Here is a 26,462-nt window from a genome sequence, read left to right as displayed (position 1 = left end):
CGCCTGGTACTACCTCGCGTGACGAAAATGCGCCCAGCTTGAAGGGCTACAAGTATCTGAGCAGCTTTTGCAGCTTGTTCATGTCGGCAGAGTCGCCGACGAGGCGCACGTCACCCGCCACCATGCCATCCAGAAATGCCTGTTGCGTCGGCTTTCTGAGGATGCGCAGGGCGGCTTCCTGGTCGCGAAAGCGCAGCTCCAGGTCCAGGTCGACGGGCAGGCCTTTACCGGACGTGATGCGTTTGGGGGTCATCCGGTAGTGGCGTGCCGTGCTCAAATCTTCTGTGGCAATGCCCCAGTCCAGGCCGCGCATGCGTTCCAACTGCTCACGAAAGCGCGGCTTGCGGCGCAGGGCGCGCTTGAGCATGAAACTCAACAGCCACAGCGTCAGCGAAAGCTTCATTAGGAAACGGCGTCCTTGAGCGCTTTGCCTGGCTTGAACGCCACGTTCTTGCTGGCCGGAATCTGTAGCGGTGCGCCGGTCTGCGGGTTTTTGCCGGTACGGGCGGCGCGTTCACGTACGGTGAAGGTGCCAAAGCCAATCAGTGTGACGTCTTCGCCTTTGGCCACGCTGTTGGTGATTTCGTCCAGAATGACATTCAGGACCTGGCCTGCCTTGTCCTTGGACAGGTCAGCACTCTCGGCGATGGCAGCGGCGAGTTCAGGTTTGCGCATGAAGGAATCTCCCTTGTGAAAAACAAACGTCAATGTTGTTGGTAACCCACCCCAGCAGGGCTTATTCAGCCTAGTCGTGAAGGCGGCGAAAATCAGCCTAGCAGGGCAGGGACAGCTCTGGAAAGCTCCACTTTCCTTCTCACGCAGCCCCCTGTCAACGCAAAACCAATCAAACGACCGTCTTTATCTTCCGCCAGCGCCGTCAAATCCTGCCCATGACCCTCCACTCGCCAGTGCTGCGGTGTGCCCACTGGCGGGTAGGCCACCACCGGGAGCAGAGGCGTTTTGACGATGATCGGCCAGGCGCCGAAGCTTACCGGGGTAGGCGAGCCGCCCAGCGTGGCCGCCAGCGCTTTGGCGCTGGCTTGCAGCGGCTGAACGTACATGGCGTTCACGCCGTCGATGCAGGCCACGTCGCCCAATGCGTATACGTTGGGCTGGTGAGTACGAAGCAGCCGGTCCACCTCGATACCGCGGGCGCTGACCGCGAGTCCGGCGGCCTCGGCCAGCGCCGTGCGGGGCGCCAGTCCCGTGGCCAACAGGACGATGTCCACCGTATGGCGCTCGCCGCCGTCGAGCTGCAGTACCAGGTCGCGGTCGGCATTCATGGATAGGCTGTCCAGCGTGCGCCCCAGTGCCAGTTGCATGCCTGCCGTTCGAAAGGTTTCGGCCAAGGCATGGCCCAGCGGCTCGGGCAGCAGGCGCGGCAGCGGGGTGCTCTCTGGCGCCACCAGGGTGACGTGGTGGCCGCCCGCATGGAGGTCGTTGGCGAATTCGCAGCCCACCAGGCCCGCGCCAATGATCGCCACTCGGCTTGGCTGGGCGAGCGCTGCATACAGGCGGCGGTAGTCATCCAGGTCGTTGACCGTGAAACAGCGCCCTTTCAGCGCACTGGGTATCTGGAATGGCGTGCGCGGGGCCGCGCCGGTGGCGAGCACCAGGTGCTCGTAGCGGAGCAGGGTGCCGTTGTCCAGGCGCAGCATCTGGTGTTCCAACGCCAGTTCGACGACTTGCGTGTGGGCCATGAGCTGGGCATTCAGTTCGTCGGCGAGCGCTTCTGCGCTGCGCTGCGCCAGCTTTTCGGGGCTCAACCGCTTGGCGAAGCCCGTGGACAGCAGCGGTTTGCTGTACTCTTCGCCACGGTCGGCGCTAACCAGCGCGATGGTGCGAGAATCTCCCTGGTGGCGCAGCGCTCGCGCCAGGCCAATACCGGCCATGCCAGTGCCGACAATGATCAGCTCGGCATGTGGGGATTCGCTGAAGTGTGAATCGGGCATATCGTTATCCGGGGGTAAGGAACAAAAGCCTGCCAAGCCATCATGTTACACTAGCCTTCTTTCCAATTGACTGCTCTGGAGGCTCAGGTGACGCTCGTTGAGTTGCCACGCCCTGCGTTTTCGCTACCCCCCCACTGGCGGCCGGTTGCCGCTGCGCGGCCTGCCATGAGTGCGGCCTGGTGGCAATGGGTGGCCTCGACCGACTCCCTGACGGCGCGCCTGATGGCGGCCGGAGCGCCGAGCCAGTTCCGCGTACGCCTGCTGCGTCAGACCATTGGCCTGCCGTTTCAGGACGAAGCCATGGCGCTGGGAATCGCTCCACGTCGCCATGCCTGGCTACGCGAGGTGGCGCTGTGCATCGACGGCACCCCCTGGGTGGTGGCGCGATCGGTGGCACCGCTGGAGCAGCTGCAGGGCAAAGGCCTGGGGGCCTTGGGCGAGCGTTCGCTGGGCAGCTGGTTGTTTCAGCAGCCGGACCTGGTGCGCGGGCCGTTGCAGGCCACGGTGTCGCTCCCGCGCTTCACGGCGTGGGGTGCCCCCGCCAAGGGGCGTAGCCAGTGGGGGCGTCGCTCGGTCTTTCAGCACGCGGGGTTGTCGCTGCTGGTTCAAGAGTATTTTTTATCGACCATGGCCGATGCGCTGAGCCTGCCCTCGCGCTAGGCTATTCTGGAGTTTCTTTCACGAGGTAAGCATGAGCATGGACCGTTCTCTATTGCGGCCAACGGGTTGGGCCCGGCTGGCAGACTTTCTTCAGCTGATGCGCCTGGATCGGCCCATTGGTACCTGGCTGCTCATGTGGCCGACGCTCTGGGCGCTGTGGGTGGCTGCAGAAGGGGTGCCGGGTCGCTCCGTGCTGATCATCTTCATTGCCGGTGTCTACGTGATGCGTGCTGCGGGCTGCGTGGTGAACGACTATGCCGACCGCCATGTGGATGGCCACGTCAAGCGTACTCGCCAGCGCCCCATGGCCACGGGACGCATCAGCGAAACCGAAGCCCAGCTGCTGTTCGTGGCGCTGGTCGCCGCTGCCTTCATTTTGGTGCTGCTGACTAACTGGTTCACCGTGCTGCTGTCGGTGGGCGGCGTGCTGCTGGCTTTCGTGTATCCGTTCATGAAGCGCTACACCCACTTCCCGCAGGTGGTGCTGGGCGCGGCCTTTTCCTGGGCCATTCCCATGGCGTTTGGCGCGGTATTGGGCCACGTGCCTTTGGAAGCCTGGCTGCTGTTCAGTGCCAACCTGCTGTGGACCGTTGCCTACGATACCCAGTACGCCATGGTCGACCGTGACGATGATCTGAAAATCGGTATCAAGTCGACCGCCGTGCTGTTTGGCCGTGCTGACCGGCTGATCATCGGAGTGCTGCAGGCAAGCGTGCTGGCCCTGCTGAGCTGGGTCGCGCTGCGCGTTGGGCTAGGGGGCTTTTTCTGGCTGGGGTTGCTGGGCATGGCGGCGACGTTCGCGTACCAGCAGTGGCTGATCGTCGGGCGCGATCGAGACCGCTGTTTTCAGGCCTTCCTGAACAACCACTGGTCGGGTCTGCTGGTCTTTGCAGGTATTGCCTTGAGCTGGTGGCCGGTAGCGGGCTAAATTGACTGGGTGTCATGGAACTGTCATCAAGTCATGGTGTTATCGTCACACGCATGTCATTGAACTTTCCTGAATAGAGCACCGTGAGGCCCTGGAATGACCGCCAAGACCGTACTGATCGTCGATGATGAGGCGCCGATCCGCGAAATGATCGCCGTGGCGCTGGAAATGGCTGACTATCGCGTGCTTGAAGCGGACAACGCCCAGGATGCCCACGCCATGGTCGTCGACCACCAGCCTGACTTGCTGCTGCTGGACTGGATGATGCCGGGCACCAGCGGCATCGAGTTGGCCCGTCGGCTGAAGCGCGAAGAAGCCACCGCCGAGCTGCCGATCATCATGCTGACGGCCAAGGGCGAAGAGGACAACAAGATCCAGGGCCTGGAAGCGGGTGCCGACGACTATATCACCAAGCCCTTTTCCCCCCGTGAGCTGGTGGCCCGCCTGAAGGCCGTGCTGCGCCGTGCCACGCCGCGTGGCGTGGAAGACCCCATCGAAATCAATGGTCTGCTGTTGGACCCGGTGAGCCACCGGGTCAGCGCCCATGGCAAGGCGCTGGAAATGGGGCCTACCGAGTATCGTCTGCTGCAGTTTTTCATGACCCATCAGGAGCGCGCCTACACGCGCAGCCAATTGCTTGACCAGGTATGGGGTGGCAACGTCTACGTGGAAGAGCGCACGGTGGACGTGCATATTCGTCGTCTTCGTAAAGCGCTGGGCGAGCCTCATCAAAATCTGATTCAAACGGTGCGCGGTACTGGGTACCGGTTCTCTGCGCGAGTGTAAGCGTGCGCCTGTGGAGCCGTGAGATCTGGCGCATCATCTGGCTGGCCCTGTTGGGCCTCTGCCTGGGATGGCTGGTGGATTACCCTGGCGCCGGGCTGGCGGCGGGGCTGCTGTTTTGTCTGGTCTATCATCTGCGCCAGTTTCGAGCGCTCTTCCTTTGGCTGACGCTTCACCCCCACGATGAGCCCCCGGCGGCCAAGGGCATGTGGGGGGAGCTGTTCGACCGCCTCTATCGCTACCAGAAAAGCCAGCGCATTACCCAAAGTCGTTTACGGGCGACGCTGGCGAGAATCCAGGAGTCCTCCGAAGCCATGCGCGATAGCGTGGTGATGCTGGACCGCCACGGCGACCTGGAGTGGTGGAACAGCGCGGCCACCGACATGCTGGGGCTGCAAACCGCCCACGATCGTGGCCAGCACATCACCAACCTGCTGCGCGATCCTCGCTTCATCAGTTACTTCAATGCCCGCGATTACAGCGAGCCGCTGACGCTGACCTCGCCGATCGACGAGCGGCGCATCCTCCAGTATCAGATCACTCTGTACGGTGATGACGAGCGGCTGGTCATGGCCCGTGATATTACGCGTCTGCACCGCCTGGAGCAGATGCGGCGTGACTTCGTCGCCAACGTCTCCCATGAACTGCGCACTCCGCTGACCGTGCTGTCGGGCTACCTGGAAACCTACGGCGACCTCAAGGAGCTGCTGCCTCCCCGCTTGGGTAAAGGAATTGTACAGATGGAGGAGCAGACGCGGCGGATGCAGAACCTGGTCAATGACCTGCTGCTGCTGTCACGGCTGGAAATCGACCAGGGCGGCGACGATCACCAGACGCTGGCCGTAGGCCCCATGCTCGACAGCATTCGCCGAGACGCTCTGGCGCTCTCGAGGCAGCAGCACAGTGTGCAGGTCATTCTAGAGAGCGACGCTGGCTTGATCGGCAGCGAGCAGGAGCTGCGCAGCGCCATTTCCAATCTAGCCTTCAATGCCGTGCGCTATACCCCGGAAGGCAGCCAGATCACGCTGCGCTGGTCGGTGGCCGCCAACGGCAACGGGTGTATCGAGGTCGAGGACGATGGCGATGGCATTGATCCGGTGCATATCCCCCGCCTGACCGAGCGCTTCTATCGAGTGGATAAAGGGCGCAGTACGGCAACAGGAGGGACGGGTCTGGGCCTGGCCATCGTGAAGCACGTGCTGCTGCGCCACGAGGCACAGCTCAACGTAGAGTCACACCCGGGCGAGGGAGCTGCCTTTCGCTGTGTGTTTCCTGCCAGACGCGTTACCGGGCCTGCTTGAAGGCTCGACTTCACTGAATCCCCCTCTCTTTTGCATAACACCTGTATAAGTGTGCCATATTGGCATAGAACTCTGGTCACACCTCACTCATGTGTCATTTTTAACCACTCAAAGGCGTGGTCATGACCCCCTGAGCCCATGCTTTATACCATTCTTTTTTTTTAAATTATTGATAATAAATAATTTTTTTATTTTTTGGCATCCGTGGCACAACGTATGCAATATTCAAGGCAAGGAAGATTACCGCAGGAACTGGTAAGACATGAAGTCACTCTTCCTTAACTATGCGGTATCAACAGCGATCGAGGAGGCGGAATATGATGTCCAAGGAACTACTCAAGAAAGCTGGTATTTTAGGTGTTTCTTTTGGCCTGATGGCAAGCCCACTGGCATTTGCAGACACCACGGATCACTCATCCATCGACCAGAATCAGGATGTAACCGTCGAAGATGAGCCCATGAACACACAGTCTGGTACGGCTGAGCCCGGTAGTTACGACACAGAAGACCTGACCACCGATCACGGCACACAAGGTCCTGATGTAGTAGATGAGCCAGAGTCTACCAACATGAGCGGCGGTGCCGAGTACACTCCGGAAGATGTGGTAGAAGAAAATAGCGGCAGCTAAACGTAACAATTCTTTGCAAAGCTGAAAAAAACTCTTACGCTTAGGAGTGAGCAAACTGAGGGCAAGGATGTCCCATAGCAAGGATGCTCACCGATTCAAGGATGAGTCAGAAAACGGTCAAGACACTGGTCAGGGTAAATTCCAGGGTTGGAGTCCCGCAAACGGAGAGGAAGCCAGCAGTCAGTATCGTTCATAAGTAAGAGTGGTCGAGACCCCGCCTAGCGGGGTCTAATTTTTTGTGCCTGCTATATGGGCGGCCCTGTGATGAATGGCTCTGATTCAGAGCGCCGAGCCTGCCGCCCTATCCCGCGTGTCCGGTGTGCCACGATAGTGGCGGTCCCACATGAGGACTGCGCCTGCGACGGCGCCTGGAATCAGGAACAGGTTGGCCAAGGGGATCCAGGTGATGAGCATGACCAGCCCGCCATATGTCATGCTCGGCCACCAGCGCCGTGAAAGCCTGCTGCGCATCTCCTTGAACGACACTTTGTTGTTATCCATCGGGTAATCCAGATAGGTAATGGCCATGACCCAGGCAGAAAAGAGCGCCCATAAGGGAGGCGCCAAGACGTTCAAGCCGGGAATCCAGCTGAACAGGAACAATACGGCCATGCGCGGCAGGATATAGCTCAGCTTGACCAGCTCTCGACCCACGGCGTCCAGCGCCGTTTTGGCCAGCCCTCGGTCATCCAGCGGTTCGCGCCCGGTGGCCTGGCGCTCTACCTGAGCCGCCAGAAACCCATAGAAAGGCGCTGCGATCAGGTGAGTCACCAGGGTGAAGCTAAAAAAGATCACCACCAGCAAGCTGATGAAGAATAGCGGCCAGATCAGCCACGACAACCACTCCAGCCAGCCAGGCACCATGGCCATGCTGCTCTCCAGCCAGCCCGAAAAGCGTGTGAAGAGCACGTAAACCATACCCGTATATACGAGCAGATTGACCAGAATGGGTAGAAAGACATAGCGCCTTAGCCCGGGCTGATACACCAGGCGGGTGCCTTGGCCCAACGCGTTGAGTGCATTCACGCGACATGACTCCCTAAAAAACGCCCAGATGATTATCTGGGCGTATTGCAGGAGGGTTTGGCGGGCAGGTCAAGATTTTTTCATGACCTTCTGTTCCAGGGTACTGGGATCGCTGTGGCGAATATCCAGGCCTTTCACCAGGTACACCACGTATTCCGCCAGGTTGTTGGCGTGGTCGCCCACCCGTTCCAGGGCGCGCAGTACCCACATGATGCTCAGCACCGAACTGATGGAGCGCGAGTCTTCCATCATGAAGGTCATCAGTGAGCGCATGGCGCTGCCGTATTCGTCGTCTACCGATTCGTCTTCGCGAACGACCTGCATGGCCAGCTCGGTATCGAAGCGGGCGAAGGCGGTCAAGGCGTCACGCAGCATCTTGCGCACGTGCTCGCTGATATGGCGAACTTCTACCAGACCGCGAATGCCACCGCTGTTTTCACTTAACAACAGCGCATTGCGGGCAATCTTGCTGGCTTCGTCGCCGATTCGCTCCAGGTCCGATGTAGCACGGATGACCGCGAGCACTAGCCGCAGGTCCGATGCCGCCGGCTGACGGCGAGCCAGCACCCGGGTGCATTCGTCGTCGATTTGCAGCTGCAGGTCGTTGACCTGACGGTCATTGTCGCGCACTTTTTCCGCCAGGCGGCTGTCGCCCTCCAGCAGAGCATGCACCGCATCCTGCACCTGCTTTTCCACCAGACCGCCCATGGCCATCAGGTGGGTCTTCAGCTCTTCCAGCTCCTGGTTGAACTGGCGAGAGATGTGTTGGCTGTGTGTCTCGCTCGTGATATCCATTGAGCACTCCTGACGTATCGTCGATGGGGCCTAGGTCATGCGGCCGGTAATGTAATTTTCGGTGCGTTGTAGACGCGGGTTGGTGAACACTTGATCCGTGGGCCCATACTCGATCAGTTCACCGTTGTGCAAAAAGGCCGTGTAGTCGGAAACCCGCGCGGCCTGCTGCATATTGTGAGTCACCAGCACCAGGGTGAGCTGGGACTTCAGGTTGCGTATCAACTCCTCGATCTTGAGGGTCGAAATCGGGTCGAGGGCCGAGGCGGGCTCGTCCAGCAGCAGGACATCCGGCTGAACGGCCAACGTCCGGGCAATTACCAGGCGCTGCTGTTGCCCGCCGGAGAGCTGCCAGGCCGAACGGTGCAGGCGGTCCTTGACCTCATCCCACAGAGCGGCCGATGTCAGCGCCCACTCGATGATATCGTCGCGTTTGCGTTTGGGCAGGCGCCCTTGCAGGCGCAGGCCAAAGGCCACGTTTTCGTAGATCGACATCGGGAACGGGTTGGGCGTCTGAAACACCATCCCTACCCGCCGTCTGAGTTCGGTCACGTTCATGCGTGGCGCATGAATGTCCTGCTCTTCCAGGTAGATATGGCCATCGTGGGTCACGGACTCGTTCAAATCGTGAAGCCGATTGATTGCCCGTAGCAGCGTGGACTTTCCGCAGCCCGAGGGGCCGATGAACGCGGTCACTCGGTGACGAGGTACGTCGAGCGTCAGGTCACGCAACGCCGGTTTCCCCGCATAAGCGAGGTTGAACTGGTGGATGCTCAGGCACCGGGCGTCGGCTGAGAAGCGCGTCACCGGCGGTTGAGCAGTGTTGGCGGACGATAGCGCTAGCATTCGTTTCCTCGTTGACGCCTCAGATAATGACGCAGAAATATGGCAGTTAGATTAAGCACCAGCACAATCAGTACCAGCAGGAGCGCGGTGGCAAACACCAGGGGGATCGCGGCCTGTACGTCTTCACCGTGAAACGCTGTATCAAATAGATGATAGCCGAGGTGCATGAACTTGCGTTCGAGGTGCAGGTAGGGAAACTCGCCGTCCAGGGGCATTTGCGGAGCCAGCTTGGCGACGCCCACCAGCATCAACGGGGCCACTTCGCCAGCGGCCCGCGCCACGGCCAGAATCACCCCGGTCAGCATGGCGGGCATGGCCATGGGCAGCACGATGCGCGTGAGCATCTCCAGGCGGGTTGCCCCCAGCGCCACGGCCCCTTCACGTTGGGCATCGGGAATGCGTGCCAGGCCCTCTTCCGTAGCCACGATCACCACCGGCAGGGTCAGCAGTGCCAGGGTCAGCGATGCCCACAGCAGCCCGCCGGTACCAAAGGTCGGTGATGGCAGTTCGTCTTCGAAGAACCAGCTGTCGATGGAGCCGCCGATGCCGTACACGAAAACTCCCAGCCCAAATACGCCATATACGATGGAGGGCACGCCAGCGAGGTTACGGACCCCGATACGCACCAGATGGGTCAGGCGGTTCTGGTGGGCAATTTCGTTGAGGTAGATGGCCGCCAACACGCCAAAGGGGGTGACGATCACGGACATGAGAATCACCATCAGCAGCGTACCGAAAATGGCCGGCCATACGCCGCCCCCGGTATTGGCCGCGCGCGGCCCCTCACTGAGGAACTGCCACACGCGCCCGCCCCAGGCCGCCACCTTTTGGTGCCAGGCCATGGCGTTGGGGGTTTGCAGGCGGGTGATCCCCGCCAGCGGCTGAGGCTGTACCCTGCCATTGGCTTCCAGCAACAGCTGGGCGTCGGGGCGCTGGTTTGGCGGCAGCATCAGGGCTTGGCGCACGAACTCCATGGCCGCCTGCCCTTCAAGCCGCTGGCCTTCGCTTTCGACGGCATCCAGGCGGCCAAGAAAGTCGCCCCAGGGGGTGCGCTCCAGGCGTATCAGCTCAGCGGGTTTAGTGATCTGGGCAATTTGATCGACGGCCAGCCAGCGCCAGCTGGCACCCGTGAGGTCGCGGTTGCCGGTAAAATAGAGCCGCTCCATGCCCTGGGCATGGGGTAGCGGCACCTCGCGCACCGGCTGGCCGATCACCGTTTCGCCGCTGTGCAGGGTGACCTCCTCCAGCTCGGCGGGCCAGAAGTGACCTAACCCTTTGGTGGTCAGCAGTACCAGCAAAGCGCCGAGCATGAGCAGCGAAAGGGCCACGCTACCCGCACACAGCCAGGGCCACAGCCGGTTGCCCGCCGTGTTCAGGCGAAAGCTCAGCGCTCGCCAGCCCATCAGCGTGCACCTCCCAGCCGCTGGTAACGCCGACGCAGGCGCTGGCGCACGACTTCGGCCAGCGTATTGACCGAGAAGGTGAAGATGAACAGCGCCAGCGCCGCCAGAATCAGCAGGTGATAGGTCATGCCGCCGGGGGAGGCCTCCGGCAGCTCGATGGCAATCGACGCCGACAGTGAACGTAGCCCCTCAAAGGGGCTGGCGCTGAACAGTGCGGTGTTGCCGCTGGCCATCAGCACGATCATGGTTTCGCCCACGGCGCGGCCTGCGCCAATCATCACCGCCGAAAACACGCCAGGGCCTGCGGTGGGCAGGGCGACTTTCCACAGCGCTTGCCAGCGGCTGGCGCCCAACGCCTGGGCGCCCTCCATCAAGGTGGATGGCACGTCGGCCAGGGCGTCATCGGCCAGCGAGTAGATGCTGGGAATAATCGCAAAGCCCATGGCGATGCCGACGATCAGGGCGTTGCGAGTGGCGTAGTCGATGCCGTGGCGCTGCTCCAGCCACAGACGCAAGTCGCCCCCCAGCCAGTGGGTTTCGGCGAGCGATGCCGCCCACAGGGCTAGGGCGGTCATGCAGGCGAGCCACGGTATCAGCCACAGTGCCGCCGACGACAGCGGCAGCCGCTGGCGCCAACGGCTGCTGGCCATATGCCAAAGGGCACCTGCCAGCGCTGCGCTCAGCGGCAGCCAGGCCAGTACGAGCAGGGCGCTGGCCAAATGACGCTCTACCCACGGGGCCAGCAGCAGTCCGGCAATGAAGCCAATCACCACGCCGGGTATTGCTTCCATCAACTCCATCACGGGCTTGATGCGGCTGCGCAGGCGTGACGACATGAACAGCGCCGAATACATGGCGGCCCCTAGCGCAATGGGCGTGGCAAACAGCATGGCCGCCAGGGCAGCTTTGAGGGTGCCCCAAGCGAGCGGCGACAGCGTGGCCAGGGAGAGCGCTTCGCCAAAACCAAGCAGCGGCAGCGCTTCCCATACCAGAAAGACGCCAATGGCGAGGATCGCCAGCAAAACAGCAATGCCGCCAGCCGTAATCAGTCCGGTGGCAATACGGTCGTGAAGCAAACGTAGCGGCTGACGCGAAGCAGGTAGCCGAGGAGGAGTCATGTCGACATCATACGAAGCAGGTGCCGTGATGAAAATAAGGGTTTGTGGCCAGAATAGCTTACCCTACGCCCTGTTTGTGACAATTGGATGACAGTTTATTCATCCAACGCTTGGCTGCTGCGCAGGTGGTCGGGAAGCGCCACGAAGCCTGCCGCCTGCACGATCTGCTGCCCTTCGGCTGAAAAGACCAACTCCAGAAAGGCTTGCTCGGCCGCCGGGAGCGCTTCGCCGGGGGGCAAGTTGACGTAGAGATACAGCGTTCTGGAGAGTGGATAGGTGGCCTTTTGAATATTCGCCACGCTGGGCTCTACCGGGTTGCCTTGCTCATCGGCCAGCGCCACGGCGCGCACCATGGGCGTCAGGTGGTTGTATCCGGCATAGCCCATGGCGTTGGGCGACTCCCCCACGGCGGCAATCACCGCTGCCGCACCGGGATGTTCGCTGATATCGCGGCGAAACTGCCCGCCGCACAAGGCGCGCTGCTGGAACAGCCCCTGGGTGCCGGAGGCCAGGGTTCTGCCGTGCAGGGCAATGTGCCCGTAAGGCCAATCCGTGGAGGGCAGCAGCGCTTCCCACCGCTGCAGGGGCGCATCGGCACCACAGGCGAGGGTGGTAGAGAAGATGGCATCTAGCTGCACCAGTGACAGGGCTTCCAGCGGGTTATGACGATGTACCACCAGCACCAGGGCATCGCGGGCGACGCTGAGTTGCAGCGGCGGGTAGCCATAACGCTGGATGAACTGCTGGCGCTCGCGTTCGGTCATGGCCCGTGACATGGGCCCGATGCGGGTGGTGCCTGCCACCAGAGCCGTGGGGGCGCTGGCCGACCCCCCCGCCTGAAATTGCAGAGTGATATCGGGGTAGCGCGCATTCAAGGCTTCACCCCAGCGCAGCATCAGCCCGGCCATGGTGTCCGAGCCCACGGTGCCCAGCGTGCCGCTGATGGGCGCTGGCTGCGCCCAGGCAAAGGCGCTGCAGCAGCATAGCCAGCTTGCCAGCAGTAGGCGGTAAGGTCTCCATCGCTGTACACTGTCGCTCTTCAAACGCTGTTCCTCTTGTGATTAACTGGTGCCAGTCTGTTGTTGCAGTGCAGCAACAGGCGCCAGGCCCGACCACAACAATAACCTTGCAAAGCGACGACCTCATGACACCACTGGATTCCGATGTGGACGATGCTCCCGCCCCTAAAGGGCAGCTCACGTTAAAATTACTGGCTTCTCGTCAGGATACCAACCTCTACGGGGACATTCCCGGCGGCTGGCTGGTGAATCATATGGACCAGGCCGCCGAACTGGCCGCTGGCCGAGAGGCAGGCGGGCGTACTGCCACGGTCGCCATCGAAGCCATGGATTTTCTAAGCCCGGTGCGCGTGGGCTCCATGGTCAGTGTATACACCCAGGTGCAGGATATTGGCCATAGCTCGATCCGTATCGACGTGGAGGTCTGGGTGCGTCCTCCCCATGGCCGACACATCGAAGAGCGCCAGAAAGTCACTGAAGCGCGTTTCGTCATGGTGGCGCTGGATGATAATGGTCGGATCAGAGCGGTTCACAGCTGATGTGGCCATGACACCGTCGTCATAACAAAGGCGTCATAACAAAAAGGGCGCCGAGGCGCCCTTTTGAGTCGAAGGTGATCAGGCACCCACGCTGTCGCGGCTCTTCAGGTAGGCATACTCGCCTACGTCACTGAAGGGGCGCAGCACGCTCTGGAAGGCCGAGTAGGATTCCCACACGCGACGCGACTCTTCGTCGCCATCGACCTGGCGCTGAATGGCTTCTTTGGAGGACTCGTACAGCGCGGCCATGACGTCATCCGGGAAGGTGCGCAGCTGCACGCCGTGCTCGTCGACCAGTGTCTTGAGCGCCTGGGCGTTGCGGTAGGCGAACTCGCTGATCATGGCCAGGTTGGATGCACGTGCCGCTTCGCGAATCACGTCCTGCAGGTCTTCCGGCAGGGCATTCCAGGCGTCCAGGTTGATGGTGCCTTCCAGCGCCGCTGTGGGCTCGTTCCATACCGACGTGTAGTAGTAGTCGGCCACCTGATGCAGGCCGAAGGCCATGTCGTTGTAGGGGCCTACCCAGTCGGCGGCATCCAGAACACCGGTTTGCAGCGAAGTGAAGATTTCGGAGCCCGGCATGTTCACGGTGGTGACACCGATACCGTTCATGGCTTCACCGGCCAGGCCTGGCAGGCGCAGGCGAATGCCCTGCATGTCGGCCAGCGAATTGATCTCTTTCTTGAACCAGCCTGCCATCTGAGTGCCGGTGTTGCCGACGGCAAAGGGCTTGAGGTTGTGGTTGGCGTAGATCTCGTCCCACAGCTCCTGGCCACCGCCATGGTACAACCAGGCATTCATTTCGGTGGTGTTCATGCCAAACGGCACCGCCGTGAAGAACTGGGAGGCGGCCACTTTGCCACGCCAGTAGTAAGAGGCGGAATGGCCCATCTCGGCGGTGCCGGCGGCGACGGCATCGAAGACTTCCAGCGCAGGCACCAGCTCGCCTGCGCCATGGACCCGAATACGCATACGGCCGTTGGAAAGTTCTTCCACACGGCGAGCAAAGTCATTGGCGCCGGTGCCCAGAGCCGGGAAATTCTTGGGCCATGAAGTCACCATGTCCCAGGTATAGGTTTCACTGGCGCTGGCAGTCGATACGAACGGTGCAGCAGCGACACCGGCGGCACCCAGGCCGGCGGTTTTCAGGAATTGACGGCGTTGCATGGCGGGCATGACTCCGAAATTATTGGATGTTTTTTATAAGCGCAGTGAGCGCAGTGTCCGCTTGCCAGTATGCGCCAAGCAGGTTTTATTGGGCAAGTGCCCACGCTTGCTGGCGGGTCAACGGGTTATAGGGGGGAGAGCTTGGCAAACCCGAGTACCAGCCACTTCACGCCTTCGCCGTCAAAGCTCACCTGTACCCGTGCCCGAGCGCCTTCGCCTTCGGCGTTCAGGATGATGCCTTCGCCGAACACCGGGTGGCCCACCCGCTGGCCGACATGCAGGGCGGGCAGGTCGCCGTCGCTTTCGATGCTGGATTGGGCAAAGCTGGGCCGTGAAGCGGTCACGGGGCGCGAGACATGGCCGCGCAGACGCACTTCTTCCAGCAGGTGAGGCGGCAGCTCACGAAGAAACCGGGAGGGGCGGGGAAACACCTCTTTGCCGTGCAGTCGGCGAGTCTCGGCATGGGTCAGGTAGAGCTTCTGCATGGCGCGCGTCACGCCCACGTAGCACAGGCGGCGCTCCTCCTCCAGGCGGCCTGGCTCCTCCACGGACATCTTGTGGGGAAACAGCCCCTCTTCCACCCCGGCAATGAACACCACCGGAAACTCCAGCCCCTTGGCCGAGTGCAGGGTCATCAGCTGCACGCTGTCTTCGAACTCCTCGGCTTCATGGTCGCCTGCGTTGAGGGCGGCTTCCGAAAGGAAGGCTTCCAGCGCGGCCATGCCTTCTCCGGCTTCCGGGGTCTCGAAGGCATCGCCATGGGTAAAGGCCCGGGCCGCGTTGACCAGCTCTTCCAGGTTCTCGACCCGAGCCTGGCCTTTTTCACCGCGCTCGCTTTGATGGTGTTCGATCAGCCCGGTGCGTGCCGTGACGTGGTCGATGATCTCGTGGAGCGGCAGCCCGGACGTGTCGTTGTCCAGCTGTTCGATCAGGTTGGTAAAGGCCTGCACGGCGTTGCCTGCGCGGCCTTTCAAGGTGCCGTCCTGGATCGCATCGTGCAGCGCTTGCCACAGCGATACGCTCTGCTCCCGGGCGTGATGGCGGACGATTTCCACGGTGCGCGTGCCGATGCCACGGGTAGGCACGTTGATGACGCGCTCCAAGGAGGCATCGTCATCACGGTTGAGCAGCAAGCGCAGGTAGGCCAGGGCGTTCTTGATTTCCAGCCGCTCATAAAAGCGGTGGCCGCCGTAGATACGATAGGGCATGCCTTGGCGAATCAGTGTCTCTTCCAGCAGGCGCGACTGGGCGTTGGAGCGGTAGAGGATGGCCACGTCCCGGCGGTTGAAGCCTTCGTTGACCTTCTCCTTGATGGTATCGACGATATAGCGGGCTTCCTCGAGGTCGTTGAACCCCGCATACACCGAGATAGGCTCGCCTTCGGCGCCATCGGTCCATAGGTTTTTGCCGAGACGCTCGCTGTTGTGGCTGATCAGCGTATTGGCCGCTTCCAGAATCGCGCTGGTGGAGCGGTAGTTCTGCTCCAGGCGCACGGTATGGGTGTTGGGAAACTCTTCTTCGAAGCGGCGAATGTTCTCGACCTTGGCGCCCCGCCAACCGTAAATGGACTGGTCGTCATCGCCCACGGCGGTCATCGGGGTCTGCTGGCCGGTGAGCAGTTTGAGCCAGGCGTACTGCAGGGTGTTGGTATCCTGAAACTCGTCCACCAGCACATGGCCAAAGCGCTCGCGATAGTGGTTCAGCAGCGGCGGGTTGTCGCGCAACAGCTCCAGGCTGCGCAGCAGCAGCTCACCGAAATCCACCAGCCCGCCTCGCTCGCAGGTGAACTGGTAGCGCTCGTAGAGCTCGACCATCTGGGCGAGGTACGCATCGCCATTGACGTTCACCTGATGGGGTCGCAGGCCCTCTTCCTTGCAACCAGAAATGAACCCCTGCACCTGGCGTGGCGGGAAGCGCTCATCGTCAATCGAGTAATCTTTCAGCAGCCGCTTGATTAGTCGCAGTTGATCGTCGGAGTCGATGATCTGAAAGTGCTGGGGCAGACGGGCATCCTGCCAATGGGTGCGCAGTAGCCGGTGCGAGATCGAGTGAAAGGTACCCACCCAGACATGGCGCATGGAGATGCCCAGCAGGGCTTCCAGACGCGTGCGCATTTCGCGGGCGGCCTTGTTGGTAAACGTGACGGCCAGCAGCGCATAAGGGGAAAGCCCTTCGGCCTGCATCAGCCAGGCAATGCGGTGTACCAGCACACGCGTTTTGCCGGAACCGGCGCCGGCCAGTACCAGAAGATTGCCCTGGGGCGCACTGACGGCTTCCCGCTGGGCCGGGTTGAGATGATCGAGTATCGCTGTGACGTCGTCCATATAAGCCGCTGCCGGTTCAAAAAAGGGGCGACCAGTCTAGCACAGCCAGCACACTGGCTGTGCATACAGCATGTCTTCAGGACGCTGGCTCAGGACTCTTTATCAGAACCGTTGCTCAGGACTCTTCCGGGTAGCGCAGCGTGGTCAGGCTCTTCTTCACCGCTTTCAACTGTTCGGCCAGCTTGGGGCCTCGGGTCTTGGCCACGCCCACCGCCAGTACGTCGATCAGCACCAGGTGGGCAATACGCGAGCTGAGCGGGGTGTAGATCTCGGTGTCTTCATGCACGTCGATGAACAGCGGCAGGCTGACCTCCTGGGCCAGCGGCGATTCGCTGGGACACAGGCCGATCACGGTGGCGCCTGCTTCGCGGGCCAGGCGAACGCTGGCCACCAGCGCGCGGGTACGGCCTGTCTGCGAGATGGCGACCACCACGTCGCCCTCTTGCAGGGTCACCGCCGACATGTTCTGCATGTGCGGGTCGGCATAGGCAGAGGTCGAGATCTGCAGGCGGAAAAACTTGTGCTGGGCATCGAAGGCCACCGCGCCGGAGGCGCCAAAGCCGTAGAACTCGACGCGATTGGCCATGGCCAGTGCATTGACGGCCTTGCCCAGCGCGTCGTTATCGAGTCGGTCGCGCACCGACAGCAGCGTGCCCACGGTGGAGTCGAAAATGCTGTGGGAGAATTCGGCCACCGAGTCGCTGTCGTTCATCGAGAACTGCGCGAACTGGCTTCCGCTGGCCAGCATCTGGGCCAGCTGCAGCTTGAAATCCTGAAAGCCGTTGCAGCCCAGCGCACGGCAGAAGCGCACCACCGTGGGCTCGCTCACCTTTGCTTCGGTGGCCAGGTCCACGATGCGCATGTGAATGACTTCATCGGGGTTGCGCAGCACGAACCGCGCGACCTTTTGTTCGGAGCGACGGAAATGCTCCATGCGGCGTCTCATTTCATCGAATAGGGCGCGGCTCACGTTCAGCTCCTTAAATTCTTGATCGTGCTTGTGCGGCCATAAAGAGGCCACAGTATGCCTGAGTGTTGCATCGGGGGCAGCGTCCTTCACGAGAGTACTGCCGTTTAAAAGGCGTTAACCCATTTCTTCAAGAATCGTCATCATTTTGTCAAGTAGGTTATAGTAAGAAGTGACGTGCCGCACTGCATCATTTAAAAATCAGTCGTCACGGATGCAGGTGGACGTAGGCAACTCACCTGGAGGAGCGTCGATTATGAGAAACGTCGAACGAATGACCTCGGTAAAAAGCGAATTGCTCGACATATTCATGAGTATGGAGGTCGATGAGCATGCCCAACGTCGGCGCAGCGCCGCCCAACGCAGCCTGAGAGCGCGTCGGGGCATCGAGCTGCACCGTGAATTCCAGAAGCTGTCACGGGATATCGCTCCCTTGCCAGACGATGACGACCCGCAAGAGAGCGAACTGCACTAGCCAGCCGAAGAAGAGGCTGGCGAAGGAAGGCGAGAAAGCGTTACGCCAAGGTAACGCCTTCTCTATTGGGTAAGCTTACCGACCTAGCGGCGAGTCAGAACAGGCCTGCCAGGAAAACCACCGTGACCCCGATAGGGGCAACGTACTTGGCCAGCAGGTTCCACAGGCTGTAGTCGTAGACATCCAGCCTCAGCTCCTTGCGCGCTTCTTCTTTGTCCAGGCAGAAGGCGAAGAACACGATCGCACCCAGGCCGGTCAATGGCAGCAGGATCTTGCTGGTGAAGGTATCCAGCAGGTCGAAGATGTTCAGCCCAAAGAACAGCACGTCCGCCCACACGTTGAACGACAGCAGTGCCGCAACCCCCAGCGCCCATACCGCCACGCCGCTGACCAATGTGGCCACGATACGTGACATCGACGTGCGCTCTTCCAGGGTTTCCACCACTGGTTCCAGCAGTGAAATGGCCGACGTCAGGGCGGCAAAGGTCAGCAGCAGGAAGAACATCAGGCCCAGAATGGTGCCGCCGGTCATGTTGCCAAACGCCAGGGGCAGGGTGACAAAGATCAGGCCGGGGCCTTCGCCGGCACTCAGGCCGTTGGCAAAGACGATGGGGAAGATGGCCAGGCCCGCTAGCAGGGCGATGGCGGTATCCAGCAGGATGACCGTTCGCGCGGTGCTGATCAGGTTGACGTCTTCGCCCAGGTACGAGCCGTAGGCCATCATGATCCCCATGCCCAGCGACAGCGTGAAGAACGCCTGGCCCATGGCCGCCAGTACGACACCGCCATCGAGAGCATCCCAGTCAGGGCTGAACATGAAGCTCAGGGTCTCACCAAAGTAGCCGCTGGTCATGCCGTAACCTACCAGCACCAGCATCAACACCACCAGAGTAGGCATCATGATGCGCGCTGCGCTTTCCAGGCCTTTGGTGACTCCGCGTGCCACGATACCGACGACCAATACCATGAACGCCGTATGCCACAGCAGCAGGGCCGAGGGGCTGCCTAGCATGCCGCTGAAGATGTTGCCAATACTGTCGGCATCCAGACCGTTGAAGCTACCGAGCACCGAGCCCAGCGTATAGTTCAGCGACCAGCCGCCGATGACGCTGTAGAACGAGAGAATCAGAAAGGCAGCCAGGACGCCGCTGACACCCACCAGCGCCCACGCTTTCGAGCGGCCGTGGTTGGCGGCCAGTTCGGCCATGGTGTTGATGGGGTTCTTCTGACCGCGACGGCCAATCATCCACTCGGCGACCAGAATGGGCAGGCCGACCAGTGCCACACAGGCCAGATAGACCAGTACGAAGGCGGCGCCACCGCTGTCACCCACCATGTACGAGAAACGCCAGATATTGCCCAGGCCAACGGCGGAGCCCGCCGCGGCCAGCACAAAGCCCATGCGAGATGACCACTGTGCATGCGCAAGTTTTGCCATAAATCACCTGTTTCAGTTCGATTGTAATGGGTCGATATCGGCAGATTGCACCGATGTTCGGAAAAAAGAGATTGCCAGCGTGCTTTTCCGAAAGAACGCGCAATTTATCCGATCAAGGGTAGGCTTGCCAGTGAGCCAGCCTAAAACAGCTGGCTCTGCTTTTCCTCGGCGAAGGGCGTCAGGTCCGCCAAAGCCGCCTTGGCCTGCACCAGGCGATAGAGGTGACGAGCCATCTGGGGAGACTCACGGTTGTCTGCAGTATGCACAAATAAGAAAGGGGTTTTCCCCTGTTTTATCCACAGGATGAGCTGCTCTATCCAGGGCGTGAAGTAGCGTGTGTTGATCGCTTTGTCAATATGTCCAATGAAGCGAATGATGGGTTGTTGACCAGTGGAAAGCACGTGTAGCGGGAGTTTCGGCTTCTCCTGCTGGGCGTGGGCCAGCCCAGCGTGCCCTTCATGCGGCGTAGAGAATACCGGGCGCACATCCAGCATGACTCGGTTGACTGAATAAGTTATCAACAGGCGGTTCAAGACCCTCTCTGCGTCACCTTTGTGGAAAAAAACAGGGTGGCGAACCTCTACCGCACAGGGCAAGTGCGCTGGCCACTGGGCGAGCAGGGCTTCCAGTTTGGGGAGTTCGGCAGGGCCAAAGTCTCTGGGTAGCTGCACCATGGTAGGGCCTAGCCGGTCGTGCAGGGGCGTCAGCACGTCCAGAAACGCCCAAGCATCCCCAGGTTGGGTCAGGCGCTGGTCGTGGGTAATGTGGCCTGGCAGCTTGAAACAGAAGCGAAAATGCGGCGGCGCCTGGCGCGCCCAGGCGGCGATGACATCGGGTTTGGGCGTGCCACTGTAAAACGTCGTGTTGCCCTCGACGCTGGAAAACACCGCCGCATAGTCGCTGAGCAGCTCGGTTTTGGCCTGGCGAGGATAGAGGCTGCCTTGCCAATCCTGATTGGCCCACATGGGCAGGCCAACATAAAGCGGAAGCGTCATGAGGGGTGAATCTGCATAAGGAAGGCCTTCGTCGGTATTAAGTCCTAGTACCAAACGATATAGTGACGAACTTGGAAAAATTGATCTAGATCAAGTGACAAATCAGGGCTTAGTTGCTACGCTCTAAATATAACTATTTTAATACACATCTACAGCGGTGTGTTCTTCCCCTGTGGAGTTATCTATGTCAAAAAAATCTCATCCAATAATAGAAGAGGAAGCGCCCCTCAAGCGTCAAGAACGAGGGCTTTTTCTGTTTATTGTCGTGTTGCTCTTTCCCATTTTGGCCGTAGCGGTGGTGGGGGGCTATGGCTTTTTGGTGTGGATGTATCAAATGTTTGCAGGCCCCCCTGGCCCGCCGCTATAGCAGTGTCACAAGCTTCTATCTGATCACTTTAAAGGTGTTAACCGCTGCTAAATAAAGTGGTTAACATTCTTTTAACGCAGGAATGCTCATGACGCGCACGGATAACAATAATAATCGGCGCAATCTTTTTCGCCGCTTGTCAGGGCGTGATGATGTGCGTCGGCCGCCCTGGAGCAGAGCTTCCTTTCTCGACCTGTGCACCGGCTGCAACGCCTGTATTGATGCGTGCCCGGAAGGCATTTTGAGCCGCGGTGGCGGTGGCTATCCCGAGCTTAGCTTTGCCCAAGCGGGCTGCTCACTGTGCGGTGACTGCGCAACGGTATGCGCGCCACAGGCGATAGAGCGCGGCGGTAGCGTTAGCGAAGCCTTTGCTTGGCAAGCTGAAGTTCAGCCGCACTGCTTGGCACTGGCGAGTATCCATTGCCAAAGCTGCCAGGACGCCTGCGAGTGGAACGTAATTCGCTTTCCGCTGCGCCCCGGTGGTCGGCCACCGCAACCTGAGATCCACTTAGAAAGCTGCACCGGCTGTGGTGCTTGCTACTCCGCCTGCCCTAACCAGGCAATCTCACTGATAACAAAAGATACCGTCTATGGCTGATCAACTGCTGCACATCATTAGCTTTATCGTTCATGCGCGGCCCGAGGCGCTGAAGCAGACAGCGGAGTGGATTACCCAACATAGCGTTGGCGAAGTGATGGGCGAAGACGCGGCTGGAAAGCTCGTGGTCGTCGCCGAACATACTGACGAACAACAACTATTGGCTTTAATGGATCACGTACGCGAGCAGCCTGGGGTCATTGACGCCGCCTTTGTTTATCACGAAGTCGTTGATGCTCTGTCAGCGGATGAGCCGCACGTACAGGAGGGGGAGCAATGAAACTAACACGCCGAGAGTTTGTAAAGGCGAACGCCGCAGCGGTGGCCGCTGCTACGGCGGGGATGTCGATTCCCGCCGGCGCCAGCAATCTAATTACCCATGCTGATCTGAACCGCTTGCAGTGGGATAAAGCACCTTGCCGTTTTTGCGGTGTCGGCTGTAGCGTCATGGTTGGCACCTATAACGGCCAAATCGTGGCGACTCACGGTGATAACCAGTCCGAAGTGAACCGGGGGCTTAACTGTGTTAAAGGCTATTTTCTTTCCAAAATTCTCTATGGGGAGGATCGCTTAACCCAGCCGCTACTGCGTAAGCGCAACGGTCAATATGCTAAAGATGGTGACTTTGAGCCGGTCTCATGGGATGAGGCGCTCGACCTCATGGCAGAAAAATTTACCAGCGCCATTCGTGAACATGGCCCGGAGAGCATTGCGCTGTTTGGTTCCGGTCAGTGGACCATCTGGGAAGGCTACGCGGCCAGTAAGCTATTTAAAGCGGGGCTGCGCTCAAACAATATCGACCCCAACGCCCGCCACTGTATGGCCTCGGCGGTATTCGGCTTTATGCGCACCTTCGGCTCGGATGAGCCCATGGGCGTGTACGACGATATTGAACATGCAGATGCCTTTGTGCTGTGGGGCTCTAACATGGCTGAGATGCACCCGGTGCTCTGGACCCGCGTGACCGACCGTAGGCTCTCTTTCCCGGACACCCAGGTTGCCGTGCTGTCGACTTTTGAGCACCGCAGCTTTGAGTTGGCCGATATCCCCATGATTATGTCGCCCAATGCGGATATCGTGATCCTTAACTACATCGCCAACCATATTATTCAGACCGACCGGGTAAACCGATCATTCGTTGATAAGCATGTCAACTTTGCGCTCGGCACCGATGATATCGGCTATGGCCTGCGCGACGAGCACCCACTGCAACAGGCGGCGAAGAACGCCGATAACGCCAATAGCTGGACGGATATGAGCTTCGAGGAGTTCGCCGACTATGTTGCGCCCTATACTTTAGAGCGAGCCGCGCGAGAGTCCGGCGTCTCTGAAAGTCGCCTTGAAGCCCTGGCGGAGCTTTATGCTAACCCTGATAAGAAGGTGATGACCTTCTGGACCATGGGGGTCAATCAGCATACCCGCGGGGTGTGGATCAACAATCTGATTTACAACCTCCACCTGCTCACCGGCAAAATTTCAGAGCCGGGCAACAGTCCTTTCTCCCTCACTGGCCAGCCGTCTGCCTGTGGCACGGCGCGAGAGGTGGGCACCTTTGCTCACCGCCTGCCTGCCGACCGCGTGGTCACCAACCCCGAGCATCGCCGTGATGCGGAGGAGATCTGGAAACTCCCTGAGGGCACTATCCCTTCGTGGGTGGGCTTTGATGCGGTAGCCCAAAGTCGCCGCCTCAAGGACGGTGACATTAAGGTCTACTGGACCCAGGTGACCAACAATATGCAGGCCGGGCCCAACGTTATGCAGGAGATTTTGCCTGGTTGGCGCAACCCCGAAGCCTTTGTGGTGGTCTCGGATATCTACCCCACCGTTTCAGCACAGTCGGCGGATCTGATTTTGCCTGCGGCGTCCTGGGTAGAAAAGGAGGGCGCCTTTGGTAACTCCGAGCGGCGCACTCAGTTTTTCCATCAGTTGGTCAATGCCCCCGGCGAGGCGCGCTCGGATTTATGGCAGACCGTGGCGCTCTCCCAGCGCATCCGCGTGGCAGACGTCTGGCCAGAGGAACTGCTGGAAGCCGCCCCAGAGATGCGTGATAAAACCCTGTTTGATTTACTGTTCGCCAATGGGCAGGTCGACCAGTTCCCCACCTCCGATATGGAAGAGGGCTACGCCAACGCCGAGGCAGACGATTTTGGCTTCTATATCCAAAAAGGGCTGTTTGAAGAGTACGCCCGCTTTGGCCGTGGCAAAGGCAAAGACTTGGACCACTTCGACGCTTACCACGCCAGCCGGGGCAAGCGCTGGCCGGTGGTGGATGGCAAGGAAACCCTATGGCGCTATCGAGAAGGGCTTGATCCTTATGTAGAGCCCGGTAGCGGCTGGCAGTTCTACGCGAAGCCGGATAATCGCGCGTTAATTTTCGCCGTACCGGACGAGCCACCCCCCGAGGCCCCTGACGCCGACTTCCCTTATTGGCTCTGCACCGGGCGCGTGTTGGAGCATTGGCACACCGGCTCCATGACCCGCCGCGTGCCGGAACTGCACCGGGCAGTGCCTGCCGCGCTGTTGTATATGCACCCAGAAGATGCCCGAGCCGAAGGGTTCCGGCGGGGAAGCGAGGTTAAAGTGGCCAGCCGGCGTGGCGATGTGAACCTGCGGGTAGAAACCCGTGGGCGGGTTAAACCGCCCCGCGGCTTGGTGTACGTGCCCTTTTTTGATGCCTCCTACTTGATCAATAAGGTCACGCTGGATGCAACTGATCCCATTTCCAAACAGACCGATTTCAAGAAGTGCGCGGTGCGCCTTGATCTCGTCAATCTGGCGTAAACAGACTAAGGAGAACAATCATGAAATGGCTTTTTCCTCTCTGTTTATTCATGGCTTTGCTGGGAAGCACGGTCAGTGCAGATGAAACACGCGATGCCTCGGCTCCGGATGGCTTGCGCCCTGGTGGCACCATTAGCCAGACCCAGCCCGCAGCGCCTATCGCCGGCGAGCCGCGGGATAGCGGCCGTGAAGTGCGCAATTACCCAGAGCAACCGCCGGTGATTCCGCACTCAATCCGCGATTATCAAGTCGATATGCGCGTTAACCAATGCTTAAACTGCCATAGCCGTGAACAGGCCGTCAGTGCGGGCGCGCCGATGGTGAGCATTACCCACTTTATGGATCGCCATAAGCAGGTGTTGGCCGCCGTATCGCCGGACCGTTACTTCTGCACCCAGTGCCACGTGCCTAAAACCGATGCCGAACCGCTGGTTCCCAATCGCTTTCAGTCCGTGGAAGAGGTAATGACCGAGGCGCTACGTGAGCGCCAGGAGGGTGGGCAATGAAACGCTTTTTCACCCGCTACTGGCGTATTTTAAGCCGCCCGAGTGTTCACTACAGCCTAGGGTTTTTAACCCTAGGCGGTTTTATCGCCGGCATTATCTTCTGGGGCGGTTTTAACACGGCCATGGAAGTAACCAACACCGAGCAGTTTTGCACCTCCTGCCATGAAATGGAGCGCAACCCGATGCAGGAGCTCAAAACCACCATTCACTACACCAATCGCTCTGGGGTGCGGGCGACGTGCTCGGATTGCCACGTTCCTCATGGCTGGACGCACAAAGTAGCGCGTAAAATGGAGGCTTCTAAAGAGGTGTGGGGCTGGGTATTTGGCACGATACGCACCGAAGAGCAGTTCGAGGCAAAGCGCCGCGAGCTTGCCGAGCGTGAATGGGCGCGGCTCCAGGCCAATGATTCGCTTGAGTGCCGCAACTGCCACGAATTCGACTCGATGGATTTCACTCTGCAGAGCACGCGTGCTGCTCGCGCTCACTCCACCAACCTTGCTTCGGGTGAGTCGACCTGTATCGATTGCCACAAAGGCATCGCCCACGAGCTGCCGGATATGAGCCCCCATATAGGTGCCGCCACGTTAGGCATGTCTGATATCGTTTCCTGGGCTGCGCATTTAGAGCTAGAAAGCGGTGTCTACGCCGAGCAGTAGCGGCTTTTTACCCAGCGCCAGCACGCCTTGCTTGAACGGGCGCTGGCGCAGTGCGCGGGTTAAGTGATAGAACAGGCAGTATCGTTAATTCATACGCCAACGTGCTGGGTGGAAAAGAGAATGAGTCAGGGAAAAGTAGTGGTGCTTCATGGCCCCAACCTAAATTTGCTGGGCACTCGCCAGCCCGAAATATACGGGTACGAAACGTTAGACGACGTGAATAACCTGCTGCGCGAAAAAGCGGTAATGGCAGGCTGGGAGATCAGCTGCCTGCAAAGTAACCATGAAGGTGCGCTCATCGACGCCATTCACGCAGCGAGGGTAGATGGCACGCAGGCCATCATTATCAATCCGGCGGCCTATACTCATACCTCGGTAGCGATTCTCGATGCGTTGAACGCCTTTGACGGCAAGGTCATCGAAGTTCATCTCTCTAACGTGCATAAGCGCGAGTCGTTTCGCCACCACTCCTATGTCTCGCTACGGGCAGACGGCGTGATTGCGGGCTTAGGCGTGCAGGGATATAAAGCGGCATTAGAGGCAGTGATGGCTGCCTCCCATCAATAATATAACTCCCTTGTACCGTTAGCTCTTGCCGCCCTTTTAACCTTGGCCCATTCTTCTCTCAGGGCAACTTAGCCCTTGGCGTTTCATTGGCTTGGTAAGGATAGGTGGGGTATGGTTAAATTTTTTCGGGAATTCCGCGAGTTTGCTGTTTAAGGGCAACGTGATTGATATGGCGGTGGGTATCATTATTGGCGGGGCATTTACGCTGATTGTGCAAAGCCTTGTCAAAGACGTGATGAATCCGCTGATTGGCCTGTTGGTGGGTGGGATCGATTTTTCGAATCTGTTCGTCGTATTGCGGGAAGGCGTGGCGGGAGCGCCCTATGCCACCTTGGCAGAAGCTCAAGCGGCAGGGGCGGTGACGCTGAACGTGGGGCTGTTTATCAACGCGGTGGTGAGCTTCTCCATCGTCGCGTTCGTGGTGTTTTTGCTGGTGCGTACCATCAACCGCTTAAAGCGCGAAGAGGCGGTGGCACCGGCAGACCCGACCGAAAAGCCCTGCCCTTACTGTTTTATGGTGGTGCCAATCAAGGCCATTCGCTGTGGTCACTGTACGTCTGAGCTACAGGCGGCGGCCCCAGAGAAGCCTGCCGAGAGCGTGTAGCGAAGCGTTATTAAAAAA

The 26,462-nt window shown here is 59.9% G+C and carries 29 protein-coding genes; 15 read left to right on the top strand and 14 right to left on the bottom strand.

Annotated elements, in window-relative coordinates; genetic code table 11:
• Positions 1 to 46: 46 nt before the first annotated feature.
• The 3 genes from IE061_RS07765 to IE061_RS07755 all read right to left on the bottom strand — a co-directional run bounded on the left by IE061_RS07765 (position 47) and on the right by IE061_RS07755 (position 1,952).
• On the bottom strand, positions 47 to 403 hold the full coding sequence (locus IE061_RS07765) for a hypothetical protein (RefSeq protein ID WP_058577674.1): 357 nt from the start codon (positions 401 to 403) through the stop codon (positions 47 to 49).
• Positions 403 to 675: an HU family DNA-binding protein gene (locus tag IE061_RS07760; RefSeq protein WP_016915488.1), complete on the bottom strand. Its 273-nt coding sequence runs from the start codon at positions 673 to 675 to the stop codon at positions 403 to 405. The genes IE061_RS07765 and IE061_RS07760 overlap by 1 nt, the downstream gene beginning before the upstream one ends.
• A 92-nt stretch (positions 676 to 767) precedes the next feature.
• Positions 768 to 1,952 (bottom strand): NAD(P)/FAD-dependent oxidoreductase, encoded by a 1,185-nt coding sequence (locus tag IE061_RS07755; RefSeq protein WP_193461343.1) that lies wholly within the window; start codon positions 1,950 to 1,952, stop codon positions 768 to 770.
• 87 nt (positions 1,953 to 2,039) lie between these two features.
• Between IE061_RS07755 and IE061_RS07750 the strand changes: the two genes are divergently transcribed.
• The 5 genes from IE061_RS07750 (at position 2,040) to IE061_RS07730 (ending at position 6,253) form a co-directional block, all read left to right on the top strand.
• Complete coding sequence (locus IE061_RS07750) at positions 2,040 to 2,612, top strand: chorismate--pyruvate lyase family protein (protein ID WP_081138554.1); 573 nt, start codon at positions 2,040 to 2,042, stop codon at positions 2,610 to 2,612.
• Between the two features lie 37 nt (positions 2,613 to 2,649).
• The gene (ubiA, locus tag IE061_RS07745) at positions 2,650 to 3,540 is read left to right on the top strand and encodes a 4-hydroxybenzoate octaprenyltransferase (RefSeq protein ID WP_193461354.1); all 891 of its coding nucleotides are present in this window, start codon (positions 2,650 to 2,652) and stop codon (positions 3,538 to 3,540) included.
• 96 nt (positions 3,541 to 3,636) lie between these two features.
• The gene (gene phoB, locus IE061_RS07740; protein ID WP_016915484.1) at positions 3,637 to 4,326 is read left to right on the top strand and encodes a phosphate regulon transcriptional regulator PhoB; all 690 of its coding nucleotides are present in this window, start codon (positions 3,637 to 3,639) and stop codon (positions 4,324 to 4,326) included.
• Between the two features lie 2 nt (positions 4,327 to 4,328).
• Complete coding sequence (phoR, locus tag IE061_RS07735; RefSeq protein WP_016915483.1) at positions 4,329 to 5,624, top strand: phosphate regulon sensor histidine kinase PhoR; 1,296 nt, start codon at positions 4,329 to 4,331, stop codon at positions 5,622 to 5,624.
• A 317-nt stretch (positions 5,625 to 5,941) separates the two neighbouring features.
• Positions 5,942 to 6,253, top strand: coding sequence for a hypothetical protein (locus tag IE061_RS07730; protein ID WP_016915482.1), 312 nt, complete (start codon positions 5,942 to 5,944; stop codon positions 6,251 to 6,253).
• Positions 6,254 to 6,532: 279 nt separating this feature from the next.
• Here the strand turns inward: IE061_RS07730 and cysZ are convergent, their stop codons facing one another.
• From cysZ to IE061_RS07700, 6 genes are all read right to left on the bottom strand, one after another.
• Complete coding sequence (cysZ, locus tag IE061_RS07725) at positions 6,533 to 7,279, bottom strand: sulfate transporter CysZ (protein ID WP_193461342.1); 747 nt, start codon at positions 7,277 to 7,279, stop codon at positions 6,533 to 6,535.
• Between the two features lie 69 nt (positions 7,280 to 7,348).
• Complete coding sequence (gene phoU / locus IE061_RS07720; protein ID WP_039178877.1) at positions 7,349 to 8,074, bottom strand: phosphate signaling complex protein PhoU; 726 nt, start codon at positions 8,072 to 8,074, stop codon at positions 7,349 to 7,351.
• A 30-nt stretch (positions 8,075 to 8,104) separates the two neighbouring features.
• Positions 8,105 to 8,917 carry a phosphate ABC transporter ATP-binding protein PstB gene (pstB, locus tag IE061_RS07715; protein ID WP_193461341.1) on the bottom strand — a complete coding sequence of 271 codons (813 nt, stop codon included), beginning with the start codon at positions 8,915 to 8,917 and terminating at the stop codon, positions 8,105 to 8,107.
• Positions 8,911 to 10,320: a phosphate ABC transporter permease PstA gene (gene pstA / locus IE061_RS07710; protein ID WP_193461340.1), complete on the bottom strand. Its 1,410-nt coding sequence runs from the start codon at positions 10,318 to 10,320 to the stop codon at positions 8,911 to 8,913. The genes pstB and pstA overlap by 7 nt, the downstream gene beginning before the upstream one ends.
• Entirely contained in the window at positions 10,320 to 11,438 is a 1,119-nt protein-coding gene (locus IE061_RS07705; RefSeq protein ID WP_193461339.1) for an ABC transporter permease subunit, read from the bottom strand. The genes pstA and IE061_RS07705 overlap by 1 nt, the downstream gene beginning before the upstream one ends.
• Before the next feature lie 95 nt (positions 11,439 to 11,533).
• A complete protein-coding gene (locus tag IE061_RS07700) occupies positions 11,534 to 12,481 on the bottom strand; it encodes a PstS family phosphate ABC transporter substrate-binding protein (protein WP_193461338.1) in 948 nt (315 codons plus the stop codon).
• Positions 12,482 to 12,582: 101 nt separating this feature from the next.
• On the opposite strand from IE061_RS07700, the gene IE061_RS07695 reads away from it, so the two are divergent.
• Positions 12,583 to 12,996, top strand: coding sequence for an acyl-CoA thioesterase (locus tag IE061_RS07695; protein WP_039178866.1), 414 nt, complete (start codon positions 12,583 to 12,585; stop codon positions 12,994 to 12,996).
• A gap of 78 nt (positions 12,997 to 13,074) precedes the next feature.
• Here the strand turns inward: IE061_RS07695 and IE061_RS07690 are convergent, their stop codons facing one another.
• The 3 genes from IE061_RS07690 to hexR all read right to left on the bottom strand — a co-directional run bounded on the left by IE061_RS07690 (position 13,075) and on the right by hexR (position 17,457).
• Positions 13,075 to 14,163, bottom strand: a complete 1,089-nt coding sequence (locus tag IE061_RS07690; protein ID WP_081195084.1) for a TRAP transporter substrate-binding protein — start codon at positions 14,161 to 14,163, stop codon at positions 13,075 to 13,077.
• Between the two features lie 125 nt (positions 14,164 to 14,288).
• On the bottom strand, positions 14,289 to 16,487 hold the full coding sequence (gene uvrD / locus IE061_RS07685) for a DNA helicase II (RefSeq protein ID WP_016915473.1): 2,199 nt from the start codon (positions 16,485 to 16,487) through the stop codon (positions 14,289 to 14,291).
• A 115-nt stretch (positions 16,488 to 16,602) separates the two neighbouring features.
• The gene (hexR, locus tag IE061_RS07680; protein WP_016915472.1) at positions 16,603 to 17,457 is read right to left on the bottom strand and encodes a transcriptional regulator HexR; all 855 of its coding nucleotides are present in this window, start codon (positions 17,455 to 17,457) and stop codon (positions 16,603 to 16,605) included.
• A gap of 253 nt (positions 17,458 to 17,710) precedes the next feature.
• Here hexR and IE061_RS07675 point away from each other — a divergent pair, with 253 nt between their 5' ends.
• Positions 17,711 to 17,929 (top strand): PA3496 family putative envelope integrity protein, encoded by a 219-nt coding sequence (locus tag IE061_RS07675; protein WP_016915471.1) that lies wholly within the window; start codon positions 17,711 to 17,713, stop codon positions 17,927 to 17,929.
• A 94-nt stretch (positions 17,930 to 18,023) separates the two neighbouring features.
• Here IE061_RS07675 and IE061_RS07670 read toward each other — a convergent pair whose 3' ends face one another.
• Entirely contained in the window at positions 18,024 to 19,367 is a 1,344-nt protein-coding gene (locus IE061_RS07670; protein WP_193461337.1) for a sodium-dependent transporter, read from the bottom strand.
• A gap of 140 nt (positions 19,368 to 19,507) precedes the next feature.
• Positions 19,508 to 20,362 (bottom strand): DUF72 domain-containing protein, encoded by an 855-nt coding sequence (locus tag IE061_RS07665; protein ID WP_193461336.1) that lies wholly within the window; start codon positions 20,360 to 20,362, stop codon positions 19,508 to 19,510.
• 184 nt (positions 20,363 to 20,546) lie between these two features.
• Here IE061_RS07665 and napE point away from each other — a divergent pair, with 184 nt between their 5' ends.
• From napE to mscL, 8 genes are all read left to right on the top strand, one after another.
• Positions 20,547 to 20,729, top strand: coding sequence for a periplasmic nitrate reductase, NapE protein (napE, locus tag IE061_RS07660; RefSeq protein WP_058577687.1), 183 nt, complete (start codon positions 20,547 to 20,549; stop codon positions 20,727 to 20,729).
• An 88-nt stretch (positions 20,730 to 20,817) separates the two neighbouring features.
• On the top strand, positions 20,818 to 21,327 hold the full coding sequence (locus tag IE061_RS07655; RefSeq protein ID WP_193461335.1) for a ferredoxin-type protein NapF: 510 nt from the start codon (positions 20,818 to 20,820) through the stop codon (positions 21,325 to 21,327).
• On the top strand, positions 21,320 to 21,607 hold the full coding sequence (locus tag IE061_RS07650; protein WP_081194939.1) for a chaperone NapD: 288 nt from the start codon (positions 21,320 to 21,322) through the stop codon (positions 21,605 to 21,607). The genes IE061_RS07655 and IE061_RS07650 overlap by 8 nt, the downstream gene beginning before the upstream one ends.
• Positions 21,604 to 24,108 carry a nitrate reductase catalytic subunit NapA gene (gene napA / locus IE061_RS07645; RefSeq protein WP_193461334.1) on the top strand — a complete coding sequence of 835 codons (2,505 nt, stop codon included), beginning with the start codon at positions 21,604 to 21,606 and terminating at the stop codon, positions 24,106 to 24,108. The genes IE061_RS07650 and napA overlap by 4 nt, the downstream gene beginning before the upstream one ends.
• 20 nt (positions 24,109 to 24,128) lie before the next feature.
• Positions 24,129 to 24,614, top strand: coding sequence for a nitrate reductase cytochrome c-type subunit (locus IE061_RS07640; protein ID WP_062359248.1), 486 nt, complete (start codon positions 24,129 to 24,131; stop codon positions 24,612 to 24,614).
• Complete coding sequence (locus tag IE061_RS07635) at positions 24,611 to 25,273, top strand: NapC/NirT family cytochrome c (RefSeq protein ID WP_058577692.1); 663 nt, start codon at positions 24,611 to 24,613, stop codon at positions 25,271 to 25,273. The genes IE061_RS07640 and IE061_RS07635 overlap by 4 nt, the downstream gene beginning before the upstream one ends.
• Before the next feature lie 120 nt (positions 25,274 to 25,393).
• A complete protein-coding gene (aroQ, locus tag IE061_RS07630; RefSeq protein ID WP_081194935.1) occupies positions 25,394 to 25,840 on the top strand; it encodes a type II 3-dehydroquinate dehydratase in 447 nt (148 codons plus the stop codon).
• A 169-nt stretch (positions 25,841 to 26,009) separates the two neighbouring features.
• On the top strand, positions 26,010 to 26,444 hold the full coding sequence (gene mscL / locus IE061_RS07625; RefSeq protein ID WP_308429518.1) for a large conductance mechanosensitive channel protein MscL: 435 nt from the start codon (positions 26,010 to 26,012) through the stop codon (positions 26,442 to 26,444).
• Positions 26,445 to 26,462: the final 18 nt, after the last annotated feature.

Source organism: Vreelandella hamiltonii (assembly GCF_014651795.1).
Taxonomy (GTDB): Bacteria; Pseudomonadota; Gammaproteobacteria; order Pseudomonadales; family Halomonadaceae; genus Vreelandella; species Vreelandella hamiltonii.
The sequence above is the reverse complement of the archived record's forward strand: the minus strand, read 5'-3'. Positions and strand labels throughout refer to the sequence as shown.

What these genes read in the sequence shown, in the direction of transcription:
- napE (WP_058577687.1), top strand. Translation starts at nt 20,547, where the DNA reads ATGTCAAAAAAATCTCATCCAATAATAGAAGAGGAAGCGCCCCTCAAG.
- mscL (WP_308429518.1), top strand. Translation starts at nt 26,010, where the DNA reads ATGGCGGTGGGTATCATTATTGGCGGGGCATTTACGCTGATTGTGCAA.
- IE061_RS07670 (WP_193461337.1), bottom strand. Translation starts at nt 19,367, where the DNA reads ATGGCAAAACTTGCGCATGCACAGTGGTCATCTCGCATGGGCTTTGTG.
- phoU (WP_039178877.1), bottom strand. Translation starts at nt 8,074, where the DNA reads ATGGATATCACGAGCGAGACACACAGCCAACACATCTCTCGCCAGTTC.
- IE061_RS07730 (WP_016915482.1), top strand. Translation starts at nt 5,942, where the DNA reads ATGATGTCCAAGGAACTACTCAAGAAAGCTGGTATTTTAGGTGTTTCT.
- uvrD (WP_016915473.1), bottom strand. Translation starts at nt 16,487, where the DNA reads ATGGACGACGTCACAGCGATACTCGATCATCTCAACCCGGCCCAGCGG.
- IE061_RS07655 (WP_193461335.1), top strand. Translation starts at nt 20,818, where the DNA reads ATGACGCGCACGGATAACAATAATAATCGGCGCAATCTTTTTCGCCGC.
- IE061_RS07765 (WP_058577674.1), bottom strand. Translation starts at nt 403, where the DNA reads ATGAAGCTTTCGCTGACGCTGTGGCTGTTGAGTTTCATGCTCAAGCGC.
- aroQ (WP_081194935.1), top strand. Translation starts at nt 25,394, where the DNA reads ATGAGTCAGGGAAAAGTAGTGGTGCTTCATGGCCCCAACCTAAATTTG.
- ubiA (WP_193461354.1), top strand. Translation starts at nt 2,650, where the DNA reads ATGGACCGTTCTCTATTGCGGCCAACGGGTTGGGCCCGGCTGGCAGAC.
- IE061_RS07705 (WP_193461339.1), bottom strand. Translation starts at nt 11,438, where the DNA reads ATGACTCCTCCTCGGCTACCTGCTTCGCGTCAGCCGCTACGTTTGCTT.
- IE061_RS07650 (WP_081194939.1), top strand. Translation starts at nt 21,320, where the DNA reads ATGGCTGATCAACTGCTGCACATCATTAGCTTTATCGTTCATGCGCGG.
- IE061_RS07690 (WP_081195084.1), bottom strand. Translation starts at nt 14,163, where the DNA reads ATGCAACGCCGTCAATTCCTGAAAACCGCCGGCCTGGGTGCCGCCGGT.
- pstB (WP_193461341.1), bottom strand. Translation starts at nt 8,917, where the DNA reads ATGCTAGCGCTATCGTCCGCCAACACTGCTCAACCGCCGGTGACGCGC.
- IE061_RS07640 (WP_062359248.1), top strand. Translation starts at nt 24,129, where the DNA reads ATGAAATGGCTTTTTCCTCTCTGTTTATTCATGGCTTTGCTGGGAAGC.
- IE061_RS07665 (WP_193461336.1), bottom strand. Translation starts at nt 20,362, where the DNA reads ATGACGCTTCCGCTTTATGTTGGCCTGCCCATGTGGGCCAATCAGGAT.
- IE061_RS07760 (WP_016915488.1), bottom strand. Translation starts at nt 675, where the DNA reads ATGCGCAAACCTGAACTCGCCGCTGCCATCGCCGAGAGTGCTGACCTG.
- IE061_RS07695 (WP_039178866.1), top strand. Translation starts at nt 12,583, where the DNA reads ATGACACCACTGGATTCCGATGTGGACGATGCTCCCGCCCCTAAAGGG.
- IE061_RS07675 (WP_016915471.1), top strand. Translation starts at nt 17,711, where the DNA reads ATGAGAAACGTCGAACGAATGACCTCGGTAAAAAGCGAATTGCTCGAC.
- pstA (WP_193461340.1), bottom strand. Translation starts at nt 10,320, where the DNA reads ATGGGCTGGCGAGCGCTGAGCTTTCGCCTGAACACGGCGGGCAACCGG.
- IE061_RS07755 (WP_193461343.1), bottom strand. Translation starts at nt 1,952, where the DNA reads ATGCCCGATTCACACTTCAGCGAATCCCCACATGCCGAGCTGATCATT.
- phoB (WP_016915484.1), top strand. Translation starts at nt 3,637, where the DNA reads ATGACCGCCAAGACCGTACTGATCGTCGATGATGAGGCGCCGATCCGC.
- napA (WP_193461334.1), top strand. Translation starts at nt 21,604, where the DNA reads ATGAAACTAACACGCCGAGAGTTTGTAAAGGCGAACGCCGCAGCGGTG.
- IE061_RS07635 (WP_058577692.1), top strand. Translation starts at nt 24,611, where the DNA reads ATGAAACGCTTTTTCACCCGCTACTGGCGTATTTTAAGCCGCCCGAGT.